Genomic DNA, 22,102 nt, shown 5'->3' with positions numbered 1-22,102 from the left:
AAGATACAACTTTCTTTTATACATACAAATTTTAAATATTCTGTTTTGATCACAAAAGAAAATATATTAGCCATAGCAAAAAAAACAATACTCTCTGAAAGCGAAGCAATTACAAAGCTAATTGATTTTTTGGACGAAAATTTTTACGAAGCAACCCAACGCATATACGAAACTAAAGGCCGACTGATCGTTACCGGCATAGGAAAAAGCGCCATTATTGCACAAAAAATGGTCGCTACTTTTAATTCAACCGGAACACCTTCTATGTTTTTACACGCCTCAGAAGCGATTCATGGTGATTTGGGAATGATACAAAGCGAAGATATTATAATCTGCATTTCCAAAAGCGGAAACAGCCCTGAAATAAAAGTATTAGTTCCGCTATTAAAACGTTTTGGAAATACTTTAATTGCAATCACCGGCAACATAACTTCATTTCTGGCAAAAGGTTCTGACTATGTTTTAAACACTACTGTTGACATGGAAGCCTGCCCAATCAATTTAGCACCAACAAACAGTACTACGGCACAGCTTGTAATGGGAGATGCTCTTGCCGTTTGCTTAATGGAAATGCGCGATTTCAAACCGGAAGATTTTGCTGTATATCATCCTGGCGGGGCTTTGGGAAAAAAACTATTGCTTCGTGTAAAAGATATGATTGAACATTCGTTAAAACCGATGGTAGCTCCTGAAACATCAGTTAAAAAAGTTATATTTGAGATATCCGAAAAGAGATTAGGTGTGACCGCTGTAATAGAAAACGATAAAATAATCGGCATTATTACCGATGGGGATATCCGAAGAATGTTGAACGACAGAGATACAATTGCTGATTTAACCGCTAGAGATATTATGACTAAAAACCCAAAACTAGTATCCTCTGATACTATGGCAGTAGAGGCCTTAAACATTCTGGAAGATTTTTCGATAACCCAATTGATTGTTTCCGATAACGGAACCTACAGAGGCGTTTTACATTTACATGACATATTAAAAGAGGGAATCGTATAATGGCAAAGAAAAATCTGAACGAAATGTCGTTTTTAGATCATCTTGAAGAATTAAGATGGTTATTGGCTAGAAGCACAATTGCAATTTGCATCATGGCATTTGTCACTTATTTTATAAGTGATTATTTATTTGATCAAATTATTTTAGGACCTATAAGACCTACTTTTTTTACCTACGTATGGTTTTGTGATTTATCACATCAACTGGGGTTTGCCGACAGCATTTGTATTACGGAACTGAATTTTATCATTCAGAATACCGAAATGGAAGGTCAGGTTAATATTTTTGTCTGGATGTGTATTCTCGCCGGATTCATTTTGAGTTTCCCCTATATTTTATGGGAACTTTGGAAATTTATAAGCCCGGCTTTGTATGAGAAAGAAAGAAAAAATGCCAAAGTGTTTATTTTCACTTCTTCTTTACTTTTCTTTTTGGGTGTTTTATTCGGCTATTATATCGTAATTCCAATGTCTGTAAACTTCGTTGCTACCTTTTCAGTGAGTGATGTAGTAAAGAATCAATTTACACTGGAATCTTATATGGGAATGGTTAAAACCAGTGTTCTGGCCAGCGGATTGTTTTTCGAATTGCCTATTATTATTTATTTCTTAACGAAACTAGGTTTAGTAACACCTGTTTTCTTAAGGAAATATTGGAAATATGCTGTAATCATCATTTTGATTATCGCCGCCATTGTTACCCCTCCGGACGTTGTGAGCCAAACGATTGTAGCAATACCTATGCTGATTATTTATGAGGTGAGTATCCTGATTTCAAGGATTGTTTATAAAAATAAAATGAAAGAAAATGTCTGATATCATTCAAGAATTTAACGACTATCGTTCTAAAATGAACGAAAAATTACTAGCTGACAATAATAAAATTGTAAAGAGAATTTTCAATCTTGACACTAACGCTTATGCACCGGGAGCTCTTGATGTAAAAACAAAGGAGCTTTTAGGATTAGTGGCATCGGCTGTTTTGCGTTGTGACGACTGCGTAAAATACCATTTAGAAACGAGCCATAAAGAAGGCGTTACAAAAGAAGAAATGATGGAAGCAATGGGAATCGCAACTTTGGTTGGAGGAACAATTGTAATTCCGCATTTACGAAGAGCGTATGAATTCTGGGAAGCTTTAGAAGAAGCTGCTGCTAATTAGAAAATTAGATAATTAGTCAATTAGATAATTTTAACTCAAAATGTTAATTTACTTAATTGATTCATTATTTTACTTTTAATTTGTCTCTCCTAATTTACTTATAAATTAAATTGAGCTAATTTTTCAATTATCTCATTATCAAATTACCTAATTATCTAATTGAACAAATGAAATTAAGAGCCGATAATTTAATCAAAACCTACAAAGGCCGAAGTGTTGTAAAAGGAATTTCCGTTGAAGTAAACCAGGGAGAAATCGTTGGTCTACTAGGCCCGAACGGTGCCGGAAAAACGACTTCATTTTACATGATTGTAGGATTGGTAAAACCAAATCAGGGGAATATTTTTCTGGATGATTTAAATATTACCGATTATCCGATGTACAAACGTGCGCAACAGGGAATTGGTTATCTGGCACAGGAAGCTTCTGTTTTTAGAAAATTAAGTATTGAAGATAATATTCTAAGCGTTTTGCAACTGACCAAACTTTCTAAAGAAGAGCAAATTGCAAAAATGGAAAGTTTAATTGAAGAATTCAGCTTAGAACACATTCGTACCAACCGCGGCGATTTACTTTCGGGAGGAGAACGCCGTCGTACCGAAATTGCACGTGCACTGGCTACTGATCCAAAGTTCATTTTACTGGATGAGCCTTTTGCAGGAGTTGACCCGGTTGCCGTTGAGGATATCCAGCGAATTGTAGCACAACTGAAAAACAAAAACATCGGAATTCTTATTACCGATCACAACGTACAGGAAACTTTAGCGATTACGGATAAAACCTACTTAATGTTTGAAGGGGGAATCCTGAAAGCCGGAATTCCAGAAGAACTGGTTGAAGATGAGATGGTTCGCCGTGTCTATCTTGGACAGAACTTCGAATTGCGTAAGAAGAAACTCGAGTTCTAAAATAAGTCACAGGTCTCAGTCTCAGTTAACAGACTGAAAACTGAGACTGAAAACTCAATCAACGGTTATAAATTGCAATTGCTGTAAATCTCCGTTGTAAATATTTACATCGACTGTATGCTCAATTCCGGGCACTGTTGCTTTTTCTGTAAACTGCCAGAATAGCCAGTCATCTTCGATTTTTTCTCTGTAGAAATTATAGTTGGCAATCCAAAACAAATATTCTCCAAATTCATCTTTCAGGAAATCAGCATAATATCTTTCTCCTGTATAGATTATCGGACGTACTTTATAATGATTTTCTACTTTCAGCAACCAGCGTTTCAACCCTTTCTTAAGACTGTCCAGCGATTGATTTTTTGGTAATCTTTCGATATCCAGAACTGGCGGCAAATCGCCTTTTTCCAATTTTACTGTTTTAATAAAAAGATCGGCCTGTTCGATAGAATTTTCATTTGGACGGTAATAATGATAAGCGCCACGGATCATTTTATTTTCTTTGGCACCCATCCAGTTTCTCTTAAACTGAAAATCTTTTCTGTCCCTGCCGACGGTTGCTCTGATAAACACAAAATCTATTGGATATTTCTGCTCTAAAGTATCTACATACGACCAGCTGATTTTTCCCTGATATTCGGATACATCCAAACCGATAGATTTTCCCTCATGTTTCGCGAGAACCTGAAAATTTCGCACATCGGAAAGTCGCTTGTCTTCTATTTCTTTTTCGGAAAGTTTTTCGGTTTTAAAACCTAAGTAATAGGCTAATCCTCTGCGATAATGATAAACACCTCCGAGGAAAAGGCCAATAAAAACAATCAGAGTCAGGTATCGAAAAAATTTACCAATCGAGAAGCCAGAGCTCGCTTTTCGATTATAATTTTGTTTTCTTGTAACAGGTTTTCTTTTCATTCAACAAAAAACTATTTTTTCAAGAACTTATTATTTACTATCGACAATAACACATAAAAAGCAATGATAACAGGAACTGCGATGTAATGAAGCCATACTAACAAAATCAAAGAAATCAGTAAGAATGACATTTGTAATGCGTTATCCTTAAAGTTAAACTTCTTAATTTTTAATGAAAATAAAGGAATTTCAGCATTTAGGATATAAGCACTAACCAATGTAATAAGAAGCAGAACCCATTGGTTTGTTAAAATTTCAAGTACCATTAGTGAATCAGAAAATTCTATAACCAAAGGCAGGCTTAAAATAAACAAAGCATTTGCCGGTGTTGGCAAACCAATAAAAGAATCTGTCTGACGTGTATCTATATTAAAATTAGCCAGTCTGTAGCACGAACCCAGGGTAACAATGAATCCTAAAAACGGAATGAAGGCATTTGTACCCAATTCGTGTCCGCTGTTAGAAAATAAACTGAACATAACATAACCCGGTACTACCCCACTGGTCACCATATCAGCCAAAGAGTCTAATTGCAGTCCAAGGGGACTGGAAACTTTAAACAATCTGGCAAAAAATCCATCAAAAAAATCAAAAAATATACCCAGACAAACCATGTAAAAAGCCATTAAATAATTGGCTTCAGAAACATAAACAACTGCTATGCAACCACAAAAAAGATTGATTAATGTAATTAAATTAGGAATGTGTTTTTTAATATTCATCTTTATAAATTTTGATAATCGTGAGCAACAAATTTAGCACAATAAGTGAATCTAAAATATCTTTTTTAAGGAGTTTTTTATCCAAAATTCTGACTTTCGCAATATTTATCAAAATCAATAAATTTAGATGCGTAAAATATTATATTTTTGGTAAAAATTAAAACAGACCCCGGTTTACAAAAAAAATATCCGTTGAAGAAACTTTTCGCGCTTTTATTATTATGGAGTTCTACCGCACATTATGCGCAGACTGTTCGAAAATATTCGAATGAGTTTATGAATATTGGTGTTGATGCTGCTGCCCTTGGAATGTCCAGCGCTGTTGTTGCCTCGACAAATGATGTGAATTCCGTTTATTGGAATCCTGCCGGCCTGACGCATCTTGAAGATCATCAGATTTCGCTGATGCACGCTAATTATTTTGCCAACATCGCGCAGTATGATTACATAGGATATGCAAGTCCGATTGATGACAGAAGTGCCTGGGGAATTTCGATGATTCGTTTTGGCGTGGATGATATTTTAGATACCACCGAACTAATCGACAATCAGGGAAATATTGATTACAACCGAATTAGTCTTTTTTCAACTGCTGATTATGGCTTTACCTTTTCATACGCCAGAAAATTACCTGTAGAAGGATTTCAATATGGTGTAAATGCAAAAGTGATACGTCGTATCATAGGAAAGTTTGCCAATTCCTGGGGATTTGGTTTTGATTTCGGACTTCAATTCGAAAAAAACGACTGGAAATTTGGCCTGATGCTCCGCGATATTACAACCACTTATAATGTCTGGAATATTGATGAGGAGGAATATAAAAAAATATCCAATGCTATTCCGGGAGAAAATAATGAATTACCGGAAAGTACCGAGATCACTTTACCAAAAGCACAGTTAGGCATATCGAGAAAAATTGAGTTTCATAATGATTACAGCCTTTTGGTGGCCACAAACCTAAACATGCGTTTTGAACAGACAAACGATATTATTTCGTCAAAAGTGGTGAGTATAGATCCTGCAGTGGGTTTTGAATTTGGTTATACTGACTTGGTTTTTTTAAGAGCGGGAGCGGGAAATTTTCAGAATGTGACTCAATTAGACAACACTGAAAAAATAAATTTTCAACCCAATATTGGTTTGGGTTTCAAATATAAAGGCATTCAGGTAGATTATGCCTTAACGGATCTGGGCAATCAAAGTACTGCTTTGTACTCCAATATTTTTTCATTAAAAGTAGATTTAGGTATCTTTAGATAATAATTACAGACCATTGGACTTCTTAAAATTTTAAATCATGAAAAAAGTAATTTTCAGAATAATATTTTTTACTTTATTGTTATTAAGTTTTAATAGTGGTTTCAGCCAAAACTTACCCCTATCCAAAGAAGCAAAAATAAGCGTTATTACATGTGGTCTGGGCAACGAAAGCTATTCGTATTTTGGACATACTGCTATTCGAGTAGCGGATCCGGTAAATAACATTGATGTTGTATATAATTATGGGAATTTTGATTTCAGAACGCCTAATTTCGTTGCAAAATTTGCAAAAGGGGATTTACAATATTTTGTAAGTGCGCGCCCGTTTACTGAATTTCTAAGTGATTATACTTCCGAAAGAAGAAGTGTTTATGAGCAGGAATTGCTTATTTCTCCTGATTTAAAACAAATTCTTTTTGATAAATTAAACTCCACCCTGTTTTCTGAAGATCGTTATTACACTTATAAATTTATTGACAAGAACTGTACCTCGATGGTAGTAGATATCATCAATGCCTCTTTAGGTCAGGATGTACTGGTAAAGAAAGGAAACACGGACATCACCTACAGATCGATTTTATATCCTTACTTTGACGGGCATTTTTATGAAAAATTAGGGACAAGTATTATTTTCGGAACAAAAGTGGATCAATTAGGAACAAAAATATTCTTGCCTTTTGAGTTAAAGAACAGTTTGGAAAAAACTACTTTCCAAAATCAGCCATTGGTAAGCACCAGTAAAACTCTTTTAAGTTTCGAAAAAGAAACGCCCTCCTCCTGGTGGAATAATGTGTACACGTATCTTTTTATACTGGGCTTTGTTGTTTTAGCGCATAATAAAATAGTAGATAAAATCTATCTTTTGATTCTGTCCCTAATAGGAATATTTTTTATTATTGTCGGATTTTATTCTCTTCACCTGGAACTGTCGATGAATTACAACACGCTTTTATTCAGTCCTTTTTTACTGATCCTGATTTTTCTTTCCATCGCCAAAAACAAAAGATGGACGTATCGATTTGCTGTTTTACATTTAATTTTCCTGGTCGTTTATGCCGTTTTCATGATCAATAAGGCACACTTTTTAATTGTACTGCCAATTATAATCACGAGTGGTTTTGTTCTCGTACGAGTAGCGATTCGAAACAAAAAACGTATTCCGATTATTATCTAAATTATTGTCCGCGATAGAATACAATTGTTGTGATCGTTTTAAAAGTAATACTCACGTCCAGAAAAATACTTCTGTGCTTGATGTAATACAAATCGTACTGCAGTTTTATCAGACTTTCTTCTATAGATTCACCATAAGAATAATTGACTTGCGCCCAGCCTGTAAGACCTGGCTTTATAACGTGTCTTGTTTCATAAAAAGGCATTCTTTGCGCAATTTCCTCAACAAAGAAAGGACGCTCCGGCCTTGGGCCAATTACAGCCATATCTCCAATAATGACATTAAAGAATTGAGGTAATTCATCTATTCTGGATTTACGCATAAATTTTCCAAACGGAGTAATACGTTTATCATTTGAAGTTGCAAAAACAACTCCGTCAGCTTCCGAATTTTCAACCATTGTTCTAAACTTATAGATTTTAAAAACAACTCCGTTTTTGCCGACTCTATCCTGGGTGTAAAACAGGCTTCCTTTATTCCCGATAGCATTTCCAATAAAAATAAAAGGAATAAGGGCAAAGCAGATTATTAAGCCAATGAATGAAAACAAGAATTCAATAAAACGAACTAAAAACAGGTATAATTTATTATTATTGCTTCGGCTAAAAGGGAAAAACCGATAAAAATCCCTTGAGATATAGTGTACCGGAATGCGTTGTGTTTTACTTTCGTAAACTTGTGTATATTCTCTAATTACGTTTCCGGATTCTAATAAATGTAATAGTTTCTGATACAAATCTGTTGTAATTCCATCAGTATTCTGAGAAGCAATTACAATTTCCGAAATGTTATTTTTTGAAACGAAAACTTCCAGATCTTCCTTTTTGATTTCTTTGACATAATGAAAATCAAGATTTTCATTAGAAATGGAGTCAGAGTTTACAAAGCCCGCTATTTTATAATGCGGATCTACATTTTCAAGTCCTAAAACCAATTCTTCAACCTGGTCCTGATCGCATATTAAAACCACGTTCTGGATAAATCGGTGAGAAGCTAAGAAATAGACATACAGATATCGCCAGAGTAATAGTGAAGAAAGAACAGCAAAATAAAATATAACAATTGCGATTCTGTGTTTGGGCAATTCGGGTGATAAAACAGGAGTCAGCAGATAAAAAATTACGGTTGTGCTTACGGTAAAGATGGTGCTTTTAAGAATTTGAAACTGATTGCTGGCCACCTGTAAATTATACATTTCGAAAATAGATCCGAACATGTATATGTAGAAAATCAATACAATCTCCCAATAATAATTGGCACTTGAAAATATAAAGTATTTAAAATCAGTAGTTACACTCAGTAAAAAGAGTGTCCCTAAGACAAATACTGCATCTAATATATGAAGCAGTACTTTCCGTTCCGATATCTCGAAATGAATTTTTTTATTTAAAAACATTAGTTCTACGGTTTAATTTGGGGTAATTAACTCGAAGCAAATGTATTATAAAAAAAAGGATTTAATCAAGTGAATTTTCAGGTTTTTCGGGAATATTAATTTGGACTGAAAGAAGTGCCAAAGCATAAATAAACGCAGGAGCAGCCAGTCTCATCGCTGCATGATTAATGGTCAACAGCCAAAAAGCCAAAAAAGAAAGGGCAAATATATTTTGACGGTTATTCACAAATAACAATAAAGGAGTAAATAACAGAATCATTAGATCGATGATACCCAAAGTTCCGTGTTCAGCCATCATTCTTGTGATCTCGTTATGAGACGCAGCTTCGATTCCTGTTTCCTCTTCTCTGATTTCTTTATTTCTCCCAACACCCACTCCTAAGATTGGATTGTCTAAAAACATTTGAAATTCAGAAGCAATAAGTACTTCCCTTCCGGATAATTTACTTTTTTTGTCTCGTCCCAAGGCATCCTGATTGGCGTATCTTTTATTGATCAGTCCGCTGGTTTGTATCGAAGAATATCCCCAAACCCCTATTCCTGCCACGAAGGTGAGAATAATTATAAATCCAACTTTAGATCTGGCCTTAGAATTTCCCTGATTATACAATACGATTAACAGCAAAATGATCATCAACACACCTGTCATCACACCACCTCTTGAAAATGTAACAATTCCCCTAAAAGCAAATACGAGAACAAGGAAACCATTAACCATGAGCAGGAATTTATTTTTAGAGTTTAATAACATTTGTGCAAAAAAGACAAAAATTCCCAATCCCAAAATAGTCGAGACCTGATTGGGTCCGAATCCTCCTGAAGTGGCAAAATTAGAATCCGTTCCCCTAACAACATCCTTTACACTTGGTGAATACAAAAAGAGATAAACCACAATAGAAACTAAGGGCAGCGCTAAGGCCGTTACAACCGATTTTAATCTCTCGAAAGTTATTTTTCTTTCATAACAATAAATAGCAGAAATCCCCAGACAAACCGGACCTGAAATATTAAAGACAATCGCTTTTCTGATATCGGTATCAATGTTTAGAGAAAAAACAGATAAAATTACGCTTGGAATAAGTAATATAAAAAATATCCAATAGATAAAGGCCCTGTTCGAAAACCCGGAATAAACAATACCTGTAAACATAAAAATCATAACAGCATACTTACCAAATTCATTTAGAATTGCGCCATTGGTCATCCTCAAGAGTACCTCTGCAGTAATAACATAGGCTGACATTATAAGCACTTCGTTATTTCTGTTTTTATTTTTTATTACGTACAGAAGCCCAAAAACAAAAATCGATAACGTATATATTTTTGAAATAAAAGGCACCACAAAAACCAACAAGCCAATTACAACATGTATGATGAGAAGATAGATATAGGGCTGTTTTAGATTTTTCATTATTTTTTAATTGGTTTCCGGAGAACAAAATTAGGTGAAGATTGCAACCAAAACACATATTTTTTCAATATAGTTTCTTCACTGTAATCCAACAGGGTTTTTTTATTCAGATTCAATCCCATTTCCTTTCTTAATTCCTCTTGTTCTATCAGGATTTGAATCGCTTCGATAAATTGACTGCTATTATTTGATTCAATAATTTTTCCTTCTTTTTCGGAAGTAATTACTTTTGAAATTTCTCCCACATTTGTTGCCACAACAGGCAGTTTATACAAACCATATTCCAAAACTGCCAAAGGAAGACCTTCTGAAAAAGAAGGCAGAACCGCAATATCACATTGTTGCAAAGCGCTGCCCACATTTTTTACCGCGCCATAAAAAAAAACGGTATCCTGAAGTTTCAATTCCACAACCATCTCATTTAATCGCTCAGTATAAGAGTCCTTAAAATCTTTGCCAAACAAATGAAAACTCCAATCCGGAAATTTATCCCTGATTAAGCTGGCTGCCTTTAGCAGTAATTCATGATTTTTCTGGGGACGTAAGTTCGCGACACAAATTATTCTCTTTCCTTCCGATCCAAATAACGCTAATTTTTCATTTGAATGTACTGATTGCTCTATAAAATTCGGGAGGTAGATTATATTGGAACAGAACAAATAAGAAGCTGCCCAATTTTGTAATGCTGTATTTACTGAAATAATACCTTTAAAAAAAAATGATCCCAATTTCAGGCTTATGTTCTTTCTTAACGTTAAATCCTGAGAAATTCCATAATGATCGTGCCAGATGATTTTTACTCCGGGAAGGGTTAATTTTACTAAAACGGCACTAAAAAAAGAAGAACTATGCGCGTGGATAATGTCAATTTTGTTTTTCTTCAGGTACTTTCTCAATTTAAAAAGAGCTTTTAGATCAATGCTCTTTTTTTTCTTTAGAAAAAGATAAGACACTTTTTCATCAATCTGACCTAAAAGCAACCCTTCTTTTCGGGTTGCAATTAATCCCGAAAAAGTATATTTTTTAGCTAAAGCATTCGCATAATTCACCGCCATTCTCTCTGCTCCTCCTGTTTCTAAGGAATCAATAAGCTGTACAATTCTCATTTTGCTAATAACTTTTTAATTTCCGTTTCAAAAACATCTGTCGTGTAATTCTGCGACCATTCTATTGACTGCCTGCTTTTGGAAAAGAATTCATTTTCATTTTGGAGTATTTTCTCCAGTTGAACTATATCTTTTTCTAAATTCATGTCCAGCAGGACACCTCTGTTTCCGTAATCCAGCATAAAAGGCACACAGGAAACTTTGGTAGCCAGAGGAACACATCCCCAAAACATTCCTTCGGCTATTGCTTTCGGCCAGCCTTCACTTTTGGATGGCAGGAGTACAAAATGGCTTTTTTTATATGCTTTTTTTACAACTTCCTGATTTTGATTTCCATGCAATAAAACAGACTGTTCTAATTGGTTTTCTTTAATGTATTGCAGTAAAACTTCTCTTTCAGCTCCTTCTCCATATAAATTTAAAACGGCTTTTTTCCCTTTTTTAATTAAGTGTTCGGCTAATTGAATGGCATATAATGGATTTTTACCTTTAACTAAACTTCCGACGAAAATCAATTCTATAACGGGATCGAATCCCGGTTTTTCAATGTTTTCTTTATCAGATTCTGAATAGGTTGCTGTAAAAAATGGTTTTATATTTTTAGATTGGTTTTCCCAGTCACCATATACCAAAACCTGCATATTTTTGGTTAAAAAAGTATTGTTTAAAATATATTTCTGCAAACGATAGGCCCACGGCTGTTCGCTTTTTGAATCCCAATTGCCTGCATATTTGGCTGTTTTTATTTTATTTGGAAATAAAATCTGCACCAGGCAGCCTAACAAACCAATATTCCCCGGGCAGCGCAGATGAATGTGATCAGCACCCTGCATTGCTTTAAAAATTCTCCACGATACCAAAGGTGAATAAAGAAGACTTTTTAAAACACCAAGAGGCGTAGTTAATGCCAAAGCAGGAACTTCCTGAAAATCAATCTTTGAATGTTGGTAAGGCAAGTCAATTTTATCGACTTTATTTTTAAGCAAAGGAGCAACAATGGTAACGGTATCTACATATTTAAACCAGATATTCATCTCCCATACATACGGGCCGTAACCCATTAAATGAGAATGTTCTTTTTTATGCAGAACATGAGTGATGATCGTAAAGTTCATAGATTTAATGATATTTTTTTATAGATCGAAACGATTTTTTAAATAGTATTCTGAATGCGTCTGGTTTTTTCTTAATTACTTCCGATTATTTTTTTCATTTTTGCCCTGTAGCTATCGATTCCGAATTTTTCTGTAAAGGTCTTTCTTGCGTTAATTCCCATCTCATATTGATTCTCAAAACTATTTTCTACTCTTTCAAAAAGCAGCACCATTTCGGCTATAGTCGGCGTAAACTGAAAACAATCCAACCCGTCTTGTAATTCCGTAGAAAGTCCTGTCGCAGTTGAAATCAATAAAGGGGTCTGATTCATCATAGATTCTAAACCAACTGTGGGTAAATTATCAAATTTTGATGGTATAACCGTGTAATGGCTCTGATTTAAATAGGCATCAATTTTATCGTATGACAACGCCCCTACGAAATTGATATTGGGATTAGTACCAATTAATTCCTCAATTTGATCGTTTTGACTGCCACTTCCCGCAATATTCAAAATAATTTTTGACGCCTGAAACTTATTTTTATATTGTAAAAAAGCATTAATCAAATCAATAACTCCTTTTGAAGGTTCCAGTCGTCCTAAATAAGAGACTACGATAGCAGCTGAATTTAGAGCGCTTTTTATCTCAAACCTGTCTTTCATCGGATTTACTACCTTTATCCCTTTAGAACAATCAAAATAGCGTTCCAGATCTTCTTTAGCTAAATCTGAAGGACAGATTACGTGATCTGCAAACCATTTATAAAGTAGTTTCTTTCTGTATTTTTTAAAATTTCTTTTTAAGGCTGAACTCGAAACATCCTGCTGAATCTGATTTGACAAGGTGTGATAGTACGGGAATGTTTTGACCTTCCCAAACGAAAGTACTTTTGATACTATTGTGGTTATATTCACATTTACAAAATGACTGATCACGACAGTTGGTCTGTATCTGAGATAGAGTCCGGCAAACCAAAGTGCATCCTTAAATTTCACCGGCCTGTTTTCTGTTGGCCACGAATAAACAGACAATTCTCCTTTTTCTATAGTTTCTTTAAACGGTTCACTGAAAAATGGTTTGTGCGAAATAAATACAACTTTATTGCCCTGACCTGCCAGATGGCGAGCTAAGGAATAACTCATAAAAGCGAATGAACTTTCGGTGTAATTATGTGCTATTAAAATTGTTTTCATTTTATTTCTTAACTAAATTTTCCGTTTTAAAATTATTTTTAATTTGGTACGAACCTTTTGGAATGAGGACTTTTTTAAATCTATGAATTCAAAAGGACTTACATGTTATAAAAATCAATATTTTGAAAAACAATATGCTCTAAACCGTATTTTTCAAGTACGACCTGCCTCGCCGTTTTCCCCATTTCTATTGCTTTTTCCCTGTTTGCGAAAATCCAGATAATCTTTTCGGCTATATCTGCAGGGCTATGCGGATCACATAACAATCCTGTTTTATAATTCTCTATTGTTTCAGGTCCCGGGCCCAATTGGGTAAAAACGACCGCTTTTTCCATCGCCATGGCTTCCGGGGCGACCAAACCCTGGGTTTCCATATGAGAGGGAAACACACATATAGAAGCACCTGCATATACGTTCGGAATTTCAGTATACGGAACAGGTCCGTGAAAATGAATATGACTTGCGATTTCTGCTAACCGGGGTAACTCTTTTTCCTTAAGCAACTGTGTGTAAGAACTGCCGTCGGGAAAAAACCAGTCTCTTCCGTATATTTCTAAAGTTGCGTCCGGATATTCTTTTTTAACTAATGGAAAGGCCTGTATTAACTGTCGAATTCCTTTCTTTTCGCACACAGTGCCTACAAAAACAATTTTAGAGGCAGGAATCTCTTTTATAATTGGCTGAAATAATGCTGTATTTATTGGATTATAAATGTAACTCACCGGTTTGTCATTATAACTTAAATACTTTTCGGTGTGGCTTTTTACATATTGGGAGACGGCAATAAAAGCATCGCTGTTTTTAAAAGATCGTTTTTCCTGAAATCCTTTCCATTTATTGACTTTCCTGTTTTCGCTTTCAGCAAAAAAATGATGGCCTCCATGAAGTCTGATGATGTATTTAATATTTTTTATTTTTTTAATAAATGCAAGACCCAGCTCAGAAGCTTCAACAATAGTGATAGGATAGTCTTTATGAATTTCCTTTATCTTTTTATTAATAGCCTTAAAATTAAAATACCAGGAAATCATTTTTACATTGCTTGGTTTCAAACGATAAATACGAACGCCATCTACCGTTTCGGTCTCATCATTTAAAGTATAATTGATACCAATTACAGAAACCCGAATGCCTTTTTTAACCAGTGCCACAGCTAAAGTCTTCACAAAACTTCCTATTCCGCCATGAGGAAACCCTTCTTTCGGATATTCATTTGTTAAGAAGCAAATATGCATTTTAATTGGCTTTAATAGTTTCCCTTATTTTCATCGAGGCATTTTTATAATCTTCCAGTACAATCTTCTTCCATTCCATCATCGCTGTGCTGCAATTCTTTTGAAGCGTTAGCTTTTCGACAATTTCATCTTTGTGGTTCAGCCAGATAACTACCTCTTTATCAGGCATGCTTTTAAAATGCTGAAATTGATAAATGGTTTTCACGGACCATTCTTTTATATTTTTGACTGGCTGATCGTAATTGATAAAAACGCAAGGTTTATTAAACATGGCAAAATCAAAGGCCATGGTAGAACCAACATTTACAACGATGTCCGAATAAAAAGCGGTGCTGATCAGCAATTTCACATCTTCAATTGACGGATAAACCGTGTTCCATTCGTTTGCCGTATTAAAATACCACAAAGGGGCGGCTTCTTTTATAAGATCTGAATACTTACTGATAACCGATTCGTATCTGCCCGAAAAATCTACCGGACATCTTCTAAACAAAATTTGATACTCGTCCTGCAGATTGGCTTTTGTCAGTTCTTCAGCCATATCATTCAGATAAGCGGGATCATCGGGAGAGGTTTTAGTATCGTCACCGGAGAAACAAATTATCTTTTTATTCAGGTCTAAGTTGTATGTCTTAAAAAACGTTTCTTTGTTGATGATGTTTTTTTCATCTTCATAAAACTCGAACTGAGAAGTTCCTGTAATATGAATGTTTTCCGATGGGATTTCGGGATAATACAGTTCCAGTTCCTTTTTCATATAATCCGACCAGACCAAATAATGATCTGCCCGTAAAGCCATTCGGGCTTTGGGTAAATTATCCCAGGAATAAATCACTGTTGCCGTTTTTATTCCCAAATCAGCCGCAACTGCAAATATGCCTGCTACTTTTAAGGCCCGCTGATGGGAGCAGAAAACAACCTTGGGTTTTACTTTTTCTAAAATTTCTTTTACCTCATCATAAAAAGGATTCTGACGAATTGCTTTCTGGTATTTTTCTTCTAATTTCAGAATAGTCGAATATTTCCTGAAAAACGGAGCTGTTGTCTCCATTAATTTATAAAAAAACTTTTTTGAAAATGTCTTTTGGCTCCAGTTCCAATTGGTCAGCAACGAGGGGTTTTTTACTTTTTGAGTATTGTAATACAGCCTCGAAAGACAAATCAATTCTCTTAAAAATTTCTCCTTGACTGATTCTTTGTAAGCAGGAATCGTAATTTCATCATCAATGTCCACATTAGTTTTGATCGCATTTACAGTCTCCGGATCAAAATTATGAAACAGCACCAAATCCTCCTCCATGTCTTTAAAAACAGTAGAATACAGATAGTTTCTAATTCCGACTCCATCTGGAAAGAGCAATAAAATTTTATCTTTCTCCATTCAAAAATTTAATAAAAAAATAATACAAATTCCATCATTGACTTATAATTCCTAATAACCGGATTTGGTTATTTTTTGACAAAAAAGTCATTTATAATTCTCGCTGTAAAAAGTTTCGCTCCGGTATCGTTCATATGCCCGCAGGATGAAAAATATTTATCTTCGACCACCACATTTTCATAATTAAGAATTTCAGGATATGCCTTTTTTACTTTGTCAAAGTAATTCATTCCTTTCACATTCTCACACATTGGTGTCATTACGGCTATAAAATTAATATTATTGGCTTTGCAGATATTTTTAATTTCTTCATAGTATTTATTGTGCGGAAGCGGATTCAGGTTTACAATATTATTTTTCATATTTGCCCCTTTCGTTTTTAAAAGCGGGTAATATCCTAAATTATCGAGCATTGAGGTCTTTTTATGAATTGTTGTAAAAAAAACTTCCCTAAATCCAATTTTCCCATCATACTTAATATATCTGTAAAACGGAATATAATATAACTCGTTGAAATCCTCTTCGTTTTCAAAGTGTTTTCTGATCGTTTCAGAATTATGGATATAAGGCAAAAACAGGGCTGAGATTCCTTCTGCCTGCTTTTCACCAGAAAGGTTTAAGTCGGCTTCTAAAATTACATTTTTAATCTCATATTTCCTTTCAAGCATTAATTTAAGCATCAGTGAGGCTTCAAATAAATGGCCGCCGCTCATTCCGTAATTAAAAGCTTTTAATCCTTTATCCTCGAACATTTGTGCTACAAAATGGTTGTTGGCACGGGACGAGCCCAGAATTACCACGTCATATTTTTTAGCTTTTGAATTGACAACTGTCTCGACCTTTCCGCGGTTTTTAGATTGCATAAAAACGACTGTATACAATCCGTCCAGTATAACGGCTACAAAAACTGTTATGACTAAAATTGTGACCGTATAAATTAAAAATTTCTTCATTAAAACTGAAAATATATAAATTCTTTATAATCTGAATAAGTTCCGAAAGCCAATATTGCTGCTATAGCAAGGGCCATTCTGAGCATGCTTCTTTTTCCTGAAAGCGGTTCGATTTTATTTCTGTTATTCCATTCAACCAAAACAAATAAACCAATCATTAGCAGCAATTCATAACTGTAGCGTTCATTGTCTAAATATTGAAAACTAAAATCCCTGTTGGTAATAATACGTTTTAAATACAAAACTGCATCTGTTATCGATTTGGCCCTGAAAAATACCCAGGCGATACAGGTCAGGAAAAAAGTATAGAAAATACTCAGTACTACTTTTACCGAATCGAAATTAAATTTCAGCTGGATGGCATCCATATTATTTCTGTTGCTGTTGGATAAAAGTAAAGGCAGGAAATAAACCGCATTTATAAATCCCCAGACCACATAGGTCCAGTTGGCTCCGTGCCAGAATCCGCTGACCACAAAAATGATAAACGTATTTCTGATTTTCATCCAGAGACCGCCTTTACTGCCCCCCAGCGGAATATATAAATAATCCCGAAACCACGACGATAACGAAATATGCCAACGACGCCAGAACTCGGCGATATCCCTCGAAAAATACGGGTAATTGAAATTTCGCAACAGGTCTAAACCAAACAATTTTGAAACCCCTAATGCAATATCTGAATACCCTGAAAAGTCTCCGTAAATTTGAAATGCAAAATATATGGCTCCCAAAATAAGGGAGAAACTATTCATGGAAGTATAATGATCAAAAATAGCATTTGCGTAGGTGGCACAAGTATCTGCAATAACTACTTTCTTAACCAATCCCCAAATGATTTGATAAATTCCTTCTTTTGCCAGTTGAAAACTAAACTCTCGCTTTACTTTTACCTGTGGCAATAAGTGCGTTGCTCTTTCTATCGGACCTGCCACTAAAAGCGGAAAATAGCTGACAAAGAGCGAATAATCTACAAAGTTATATTCAGCTTTTATTCGCTTGTAATAGATGTCAATAACATAGGATAATCCGTGGAAAGTATAAAATGAAATCCCAACCGGAAGAATCACGTTCAATAAAATCGGACTTGCCTTAATTCCCGCAGAGCCCAATAATTCTGAAAAAGAAGCGGCAAAAAAGTTATAATATTTAAAAATCGCCAGAAACCCTAAATTGATTATAATACTGAGCCAAAACCAAAATTTCCGACTTTTTTCAGACTTCCCTTTTTCGATTTGAATACCGGTGTAATAATCCAGAAAAGTAGAAAAAACCAATAGAAATAAAAATCTCCAGTCCCAGCAGGAATAGAAATAATAACTCGCAACAATCAGTAAGGCATTTTGTGTGCTTTTGGTTTTATTGAAGACAAACCAATACAGAAAAAAAACGATTGGTAAAAAAACCGCAAACGCTAAGGAGTTAAAAAACATAAATTAAATTAATTATTATAGTACAACTGCAATTTATTTATTGCTACAATTGGATTATTTCTGCCATTTGATAATGAAATCATGAATTGGGATATAAAAATCTCCCACATTTTCTTCGACTTTTTGTGGGCTCCAGTTCCACCATTCTATTTTTTTCATTTTGTCGATGGTATCCAGATCATATTTCATTTTTACAATTGCTCCCGGAATGCCTCCGAGAACTGCATAATCCGGAACATCTTTTGTTACCACTGTACCTGCTAAAATGGTAGTGCCGTCACCAATTTTTACATTGGGCAAAATTATGGCATTCATTCCAATCCAAACGTCACTGCCAATTATGGTTTTACTTTCCTCTGTTTGTATATTTCTTTTAAAATCAGACTGAGTTCGGTTACCAATAGGCAAATCTTTGTTAACAAGATGATTAAAATGAGGATAGCTTGTGACCTCACTTAGCATATGATGCCCTGAATCTAATATAAAATGAACATCGTTTGCTATAGAACAGTATTTCCCGATTTCTAATTGTGAGTTTTGATGCCACTGCCAGACAAATGCACCGTTATGATAGGTTTTATAGCCAATCGTTACATTTTTAGCCTGATGCAAATAGGTTTTGTTCTGACCTCTTAAAAAGTCCAGATATCCTTTTCCCAGAAATACCCACGCTATTTTTCGCAAAAACTGTTTCATTTTACTTTTCGTTTACTTATTCATTTAAATGAAAGACAATAACAGTAACTGATACCATAAAAGTGTTGTTGTTTTTCATTAAAAATCCTTAAACTGCTTTTGGTGATTCAGCTGCCAAATATCGCTTTTCTTTAGGGAATCCAAAAATAATTCACTGCTATTTCCCTGTCCAAAATCATTGGTTGCCACCTGAACTTTGTGTGCGTCTATAACAGAAAGGGCTTCTTTTATACTTTCCTGAGAATAATCGGTATTGATAATATCGGCATGAACGGCTCTGTTTTGCTGACGGGTTCCGATATTAATGATCGGAATGCCATAATACGGAGCTTCGCGAATTCCGGCGCTGCTGTTACCGATAATAAACTGACTGTTTTTTAGTAAGGTCAGAAAATATTCAAAACGAAGTGACGGAAAAATCCTGAATCTGGTATTTTGTTTTAATCTGTTGTAAGAGTCCAGAATGAACTGACTTCCTAAATCATTGTTTGGAAAAATAACCAGATAATTATGATGGTCCTGCAGCAAACAATCGACAAAATCTGCCGTGTATTTCTCCATGCTTTGAAATTCTGTCGTCACGGGATGAAACATTACGATAGCAAATTCTTCAAAGGGAACCTGATAATATTTTTTTGCCGTTTCCAAATCAGGAAGTTTATCCGAAAACATAATATCTATATCGGGTGAACCAATTGTAAAAACAGATTCTTTTATTTCTCCCATCTGAACGAGCCTTTTCTTAGCTTCCTTATTCGACACAAAATGAATGTGGCTTAATTTGCTCACGCTGTGACGGATTAATTCATCAACGGTACCTGAAACTTCTCCCCCTTCAATATGAGCCACCAGGATATTATTCAGAGAGCCAACAATAGCGCCTGCGAGTGTTTCAACCCGATCACCATGTACCACAATCATATCCGGATCGATGGTTTTACAATAACCTGATAAACCTTCGATGGTTTTCGCCAGAGTTAAATCCATTGTTGTTTCGTGCGTGTGATTTTCGAAAGTAAAGACGTTTTTAAAATTACATCGCTCAATTTCTATCAACGTATACCCATAAATTTCCTGCAGATGCATTCCGGTTACAAATACAAAGACTTCAAAATCCGGTTGTTGTTCCAGAATTGAAATCAATGATTTTATTTTACCAAAATCAGCACGTGTTCCGGTTAGGAAAAGAATTTTTTTCATTAATTGGATACTTTCTTTTTTAACTTTTTTCGGATTTCAAATTTGGCTTTCAAAATCAGGATATCATGATGTAGTAATTTAAAGTAATTACCGGTATTTGTAAAAATTACTTTCTTAAAAAAAGACCCCAAAATTGCCATTATTCCCGGGAATGTTTTTTTTGCTAAAAAATATTCAGAGACCGTTTCGTTTTTGTATCTCGAAATATTGGCCTTTGCACTTCTTTTTATGAAATAAAAATACGTTTCATTCAGATCTAATAGTTGAAAACCATTATTGAATACTCGCTCTGACCATTCTTTATCTTCAATAGCGTCCAGTTCTTCATTAAATTTAAATTGCTCCCAGACCTCTTTATTTATTAAAGCACAAGCGGCCATTAAACCATTCTCTAAAGGCTTAAATACTGTAAAATTATTTTTCGCAGCTCTTTTATAGTTTTCAAAACTGTTGATGTATCTGATTCCCGCTACGTTTTCAGTGTCCGCTAAAGCTTCTAATGTATTTTTAAAAAAACTTTTCCCGACAGGAATTGCATGAGCACTTAACAATAAAACATATTTTGTTTTTGCTGCTTCAATACCTACATTTATTGCCCGTCCGTAGGTAAAATCTTTTATGTTCAGGACTGTGCAATTATATTTCAACGCGATTTCTACACTATTATCTGTAGAATAATTATCTACAATTAAGATTTCGCTGTAATCGTCAGCATACTGTGTCGTAATAACAGACAAAATATTTTCGAGTGCCTTAGCCTCGTTTTTATTCCTAATAACAATAGATATCATTTCTTTTTATATTATTGAAAATCAGAAAAATCCAATTGCTCATCATTTTCTATAGCTCTTGTCGCCACTTTTCCAATTAGATCATTGAAATGTTCTGCCAGGATTTTGCCGGTTCCCGGACGTTTTACCCAAATATTCTCTTTAGATAATTTTTCTCCTTTTTGAATAGATGCTATGGCACAAACGGTTGCAAAAGCAAAATCAATTGTGACTTGTTCTTCCAATGCCGGTTTTTTTGTTCCGCCACGCATTAAGGCCATTTCTGCACTGGAGATAATTAATTCGCCACAAGCTTTTTCATCCATACTGCAAATAATATCCGGACCGGTTCGCTGCATATGATCTGTAAAATGTCGTTCTAAAACACTGGCACCAAGGGCAACAGCTCCCAAACAGGCATTATTATTTAAGGTATGATCACTCAATCCGAATACTTTATCGGGAAAAGCCTCGTGTAATTCTGTCATGGCACCAAAACGAACCAAATGTATTGGCGTTGGATATAGGTTGGTCGTGTGCAGTAAAGCGACAGGAATATGATGCTTATCGAAAATCGCTACAGCTTTCTGAATACTTTCTATGGTATTCATACCGGTACTTAAAATTACAGGTTTGCCAAAAGAAGCAATATGTTCTAATAAAGGGTAATTGTTACATTCTCCGGAACCAATTTTATAAGCGGGTATGTCAAATTTCTTTAATCTTTCTGCTGCTGCGCGTGAAAATGGGGTCGAAATAAAAATCATTCCTTTACTTTCAACATACTCTTTAAGTTCTAATTCATCAGCTTCATTAAGAGAACAACGCTCCATGATTTCATAAATAGAAACATCTGCATTACCGGGAATTACTTTTTTTGCGGCACCGCTCATTTCGTCTTCCACAATGTGCGTCTGATGTTTTACAACTTCAACGCCCGCTCTGTGTGCTGCATCAACCATTTCTTTGGCCACTACAAGAGAACCTTCGTGATTAATTCCTATTTCGGCAATAACTAAGGGTGGAAAATCGGGTCCGATTTTTCTACCGGCAATTTCTATAAATGGGTTCATAAAAGAATGG

The 22,102-nt window shown here is 34.9% G+C and carries 21 protein-coding genes; 6 read left to right on the top strand and 15 right to left on the bottom strand.

Features of this window, described 5'->3' with window-relative positions:
• Positions 1 to 45: 45 nt before the first annotated feature.
• From EV142_RS13680 to lptB, 4 genes are all read left to right on the top strand, one after another.
• Positions 46 to 1,011: a KpsF/GutQ family sugar-phosphate isomerase gene (locus EV142_RS13680; protein ID WP_162304649.1), complete on the top strand. Its 966-nt coding sequence runs from the start codon at positions 46 to 48 to the stop codon at positions 1,009 to 1,011.
• On the top strand, positions 1,011 to 1,826 hold the full coding sequence (gene tatC, locus EV142_RS13675; protein ID WP_132036429.1) for a twin-arginine translocase subunit TatC: 816 nt from the start codon (positions 1,011 to 1,013) through the stop codon (positions 1,824 to 1,826). The genes EV142_RS13680 and tatC overlap by 1 nt, the downstream gene beginning before the upstream one ends.
• On the top strand, positions 1,819 to 2,172 hold the full coding sequence (locus EV142_RS13670; RefSeq protein WP_132036428.1) for a carboxymuconolactone decarboxylase family protein: 354 nt from the start codon (positions 1,819 to 1,821) through the stop codon (positions 2,170 to 2,172). The genes tatC and EV142_RS13670 overlap by 8 nt, the downstream gene beginning before the upstream one ends.
• Before the next feature lie 167 nt (positions 2,173 to 2,339).
• Positions 2,340 to 3,080, top strand: coding sequence for an LPS export ABC transporter ATP-binding protein (gene lptB, locus EV142_RS13665; protein WP_132036427.1), 741 nt, complete (start codon positions 2,340 to 2,342; stop codon positions 3,078 to 3,080).
• A 54-nt stretch (positions 3,081 to 3,134) separates the two neighbouring features.
• On the opposite strand, the gene EV142_RS13660 is transcribed toward lptB, so the two are convergent.
• A complete protein-coding gene (locus EV142_RS13660) occupies positions 3,135 to 3,992 on the bottom strand; it encodes a glycoside hydrolase family 25 protein (RefSeq protein WP_132036426.1) in 858 nt (285 codons plus the stop codon).
• An 11-nt stretch (positions 3,993 to 4,003) separates the two neighbouring features.
• The gene (locus EV142_RS13655; RefSeq protein ID WP_132036425.1) at positions 4,004 to 4,714 is read right to left on the bottom strand and encodes a CDP-alcohol phosphatidyltransferase family protein; all 711 of its coding nucleotides are present in this window, start codon (positions 4,712 to 4,714) and stop codon (positions 4,004 to 4,006) included.
• Positions 4,715 to 4,906: 192 nt separating this feature from the next.
• Here EV142_RS13655 and EV142_RS13650 point away from each other — a divergent pair, with 192 nt between their 5' ends.
• Both EV142_RS13650 and EV142_RS13645 read left to right on the top strand, forming a co-directional pair.
• Positions 4,907 to 5,974, top strand: coding sequence for a putative type IX sorting system protein PorV2 (locus EV142_RS13650; RefSeq protein ID WP_238698721.1), 1,068 nt, complete (start codon positions 4,907 to 4,909; stop codon positions 5,972 to 5,974).
• Between the two features lie 37 nt (positions 5,975 to 6,011).
• The gene (locus tag EV142_RS13645) at positions 6,012 to 7,148 is read left to right on the top strand and encodes a lipoprotein N-acyltransferase Lnb domain-containing protein (RefSeq protein WP_132036424.1); all 1,137 of its coding nucleotides are present in this window, start codon (positions 6,012 to 6,014) and stop codon (positions 7,146 to 7,148) included.
• 1 nt (position 7,149) lies between these two features.
• On the opposite strand, the gene EV142_RS13640 is transcribed toward EV142_RS13645, so the two are convergent.
• The 13 genes from EV142_RS13640 to EV142_RS13580 form a co-directional block, all read right to left on the bottom strand.
• Positions 7,150 to 8,544: a sugar transferase gene (locus tag EV142_RS13640; protein ID WP_132036423.1), complete on the bottom strand. Its 1,395-nt coding sequence runs from the start codon at positions 8,542 to 8,544 to the stop codon at positions 7,150 to 7,152.
• Between the two features lie 61 nt (positions 8,545 to 8,605).
• Positions 8,606 to 9,955, bottom strand: a complete 1,350-nt coding sequence (locus EV142_RS13635) for an O-antigen ligase family protein (protein WP_132036422.1) — start codon at positions 9,953 to 9,955, stop codon at positions 8,606 to 8,608.
• Positions 9,955 to 11,061: a glycosyltransferase family 4 protein gene (locus tag EV142_RS13630; RefSeq protein WP_132036421.1), complete on the bottom strand. Its 1,107-nt coding sequence runs from the start codon at positions 11,059 to 11,061 to the stop codon at positions 9,955 to 9,957. Before EV142_RS13630 ends, EV142_RS13635 begins: the two co-directional genes overlap by 1 nt.
• On the bottom strand, positions 11,058 to 12,176 hold the full coding sequence (locus tag EV142_RS13625; RefSeq protein WP_132036420.1) for a glycosyltransferase: 1,119 nt from the start codon (positions 12,174 to 12,176) through the stop codon (positions 11,058 to 11,060). The genes EV142_RS13630 and EV142_RS13625 overlap by 4 nt, the downstream gene beginning before the upstream one ends.
• A gap of 71 nt (positions 12,177 to 12,247) precedes the next feature.
• Complete coding sequence (locus tag EV142_RS13620) at positions 12,248 to 13,351, bottom strand: glycosyltransferase family 4 protein (RefSeq protein ID WP_132036419.1); 1,104 nt, start codon at positions 13,349 to 13,351, stop codon at positions 12,248 to 12,250.
• 98 nt (positions 13,352 to 13,449) lie between these two features.
• Positions 13,450 to 14,586 carry a glycosyltransferase family 4 protein gene (locus EV142_RS13615; RefSeq protein WP_132036418.1) on the bottom strand — a complete coding sequence of 379 codons (1,137 nt, stop codon included), beginning with the start codon at positions 14,584 to 14,586 and terminating at the stop codon, positions 13,450 to 13,452.
• Position 14,587: 1 nt separating this feature from the next.
• Positions 14,588 to 15,967 carry a UDP-glycosyltransferase gene (locus EV142_RS13610; protein WP_132036417.1) on the bottom strand — a complete coding sequence of 460 codons (1,380 nt, stop codon included), beginning with the start codon at positions 15,965 to 15,967 and terminating at the stop codon, positions 14,588 to 14,590.
• A gap of 68 nt (positions 15,968 to 16,035) precedes the next feature.
• Positions 16,036 to 16,920, bottom strand: coding sequence for a hypothetical protein (locus EV142_RS13605; RefSeq protein ID WP_132036416.1), 885 nt, complete (start codon positions 16,918 to 16,920; stop codon positions 16,036 to 16,038).
• Positions 16,920 to 18,353: an MBOAT family O-acyltransferase gene (locus tag EV142_RS13600; RefSeq protein WP_132036415.1), complete on the bottom strand. Its 1,434-nt coding sequence runs from the start codon at positions 18,351 to 18,353 to the stop codon at positions 16,920 to 16,922. Before EV142_RS13600 ends, EV142_RS13605 begins: the two co-directional genes overlap by 1 nt.
• Before the next feature lie 54 nt (positions 18,354 to 18,407).
• The gene (locus EV142_RS24605; RefSeq protein ID WP_132036414.1) at positions 18,408 to 19,049 is read right to left on the bottom strand and encodes a CatB-related O-acetyltransferase; all 642 of its coding nucleotides are present in this window, start codon (positions 19,047 to 19,049) and stop codon (positions 18,408 to 18,410) included.
• Positions 19,050 to 19,127: 78 nt separating this feature from the next.
• A complete protein-coding gene (gene neuC / locus EV142_RS13590; RefSeq protein WP_132036413.1) occupies positions 19,128 to 20,249 on the bottom strand; it encodes a UDP-N-acetylglucosamine 2-epimerase in 1,122 nt (373 codons plus the stop codon).
• Positions 20,249 to 21,040: a glycosyltransferase family 2 protein gene (locus EV142_RS13585; RefSeq protein WP_132036412.1), complete on the bottom strand. Its 792-nt coding sequence runs from the start codon at positions 21,038 to 21,040 to the stop codon at positions 20,249 to 20,251. The genes neuC and EV142_RS13585 overlap by 1 nt, the downstream gene beginning before the upstream one ends.
• Positions 21,041 to 21,051: 11 nt before the next feature.
• The gene (locus EV142_RS13580; protein WP_132036411.1) at positions 21,052 to 22,092 is read right to left on the bottom strand and encodes an N-acetylneuraminate synthase family protein; all 1,041 of its coding nucleotides are present in this window, start codon (positions 22,090 to 22,092) and stop codon (positions 21,052 to 21,054) included.
• Between the last annotated feature and the right edge of the window lie 10 nt (positions 22,093 to 22,102).

Origin of the sequence: Flavobacterium circumlabens (assembly GCF_004345565.1) — a bacterium.
Taxonomy (GTDB): domain Bacteria; phylum Bacteroidota; class Bacteroidia; order Flavobacteriales; family Flavobacteriaceae; genus Flavobacterium; species Flavobacterium circumlabens.
Note: the sequence above shows the minus strand (reverse complement) of the source record. Positions and strands in the feature narration are given on the sequence as shown.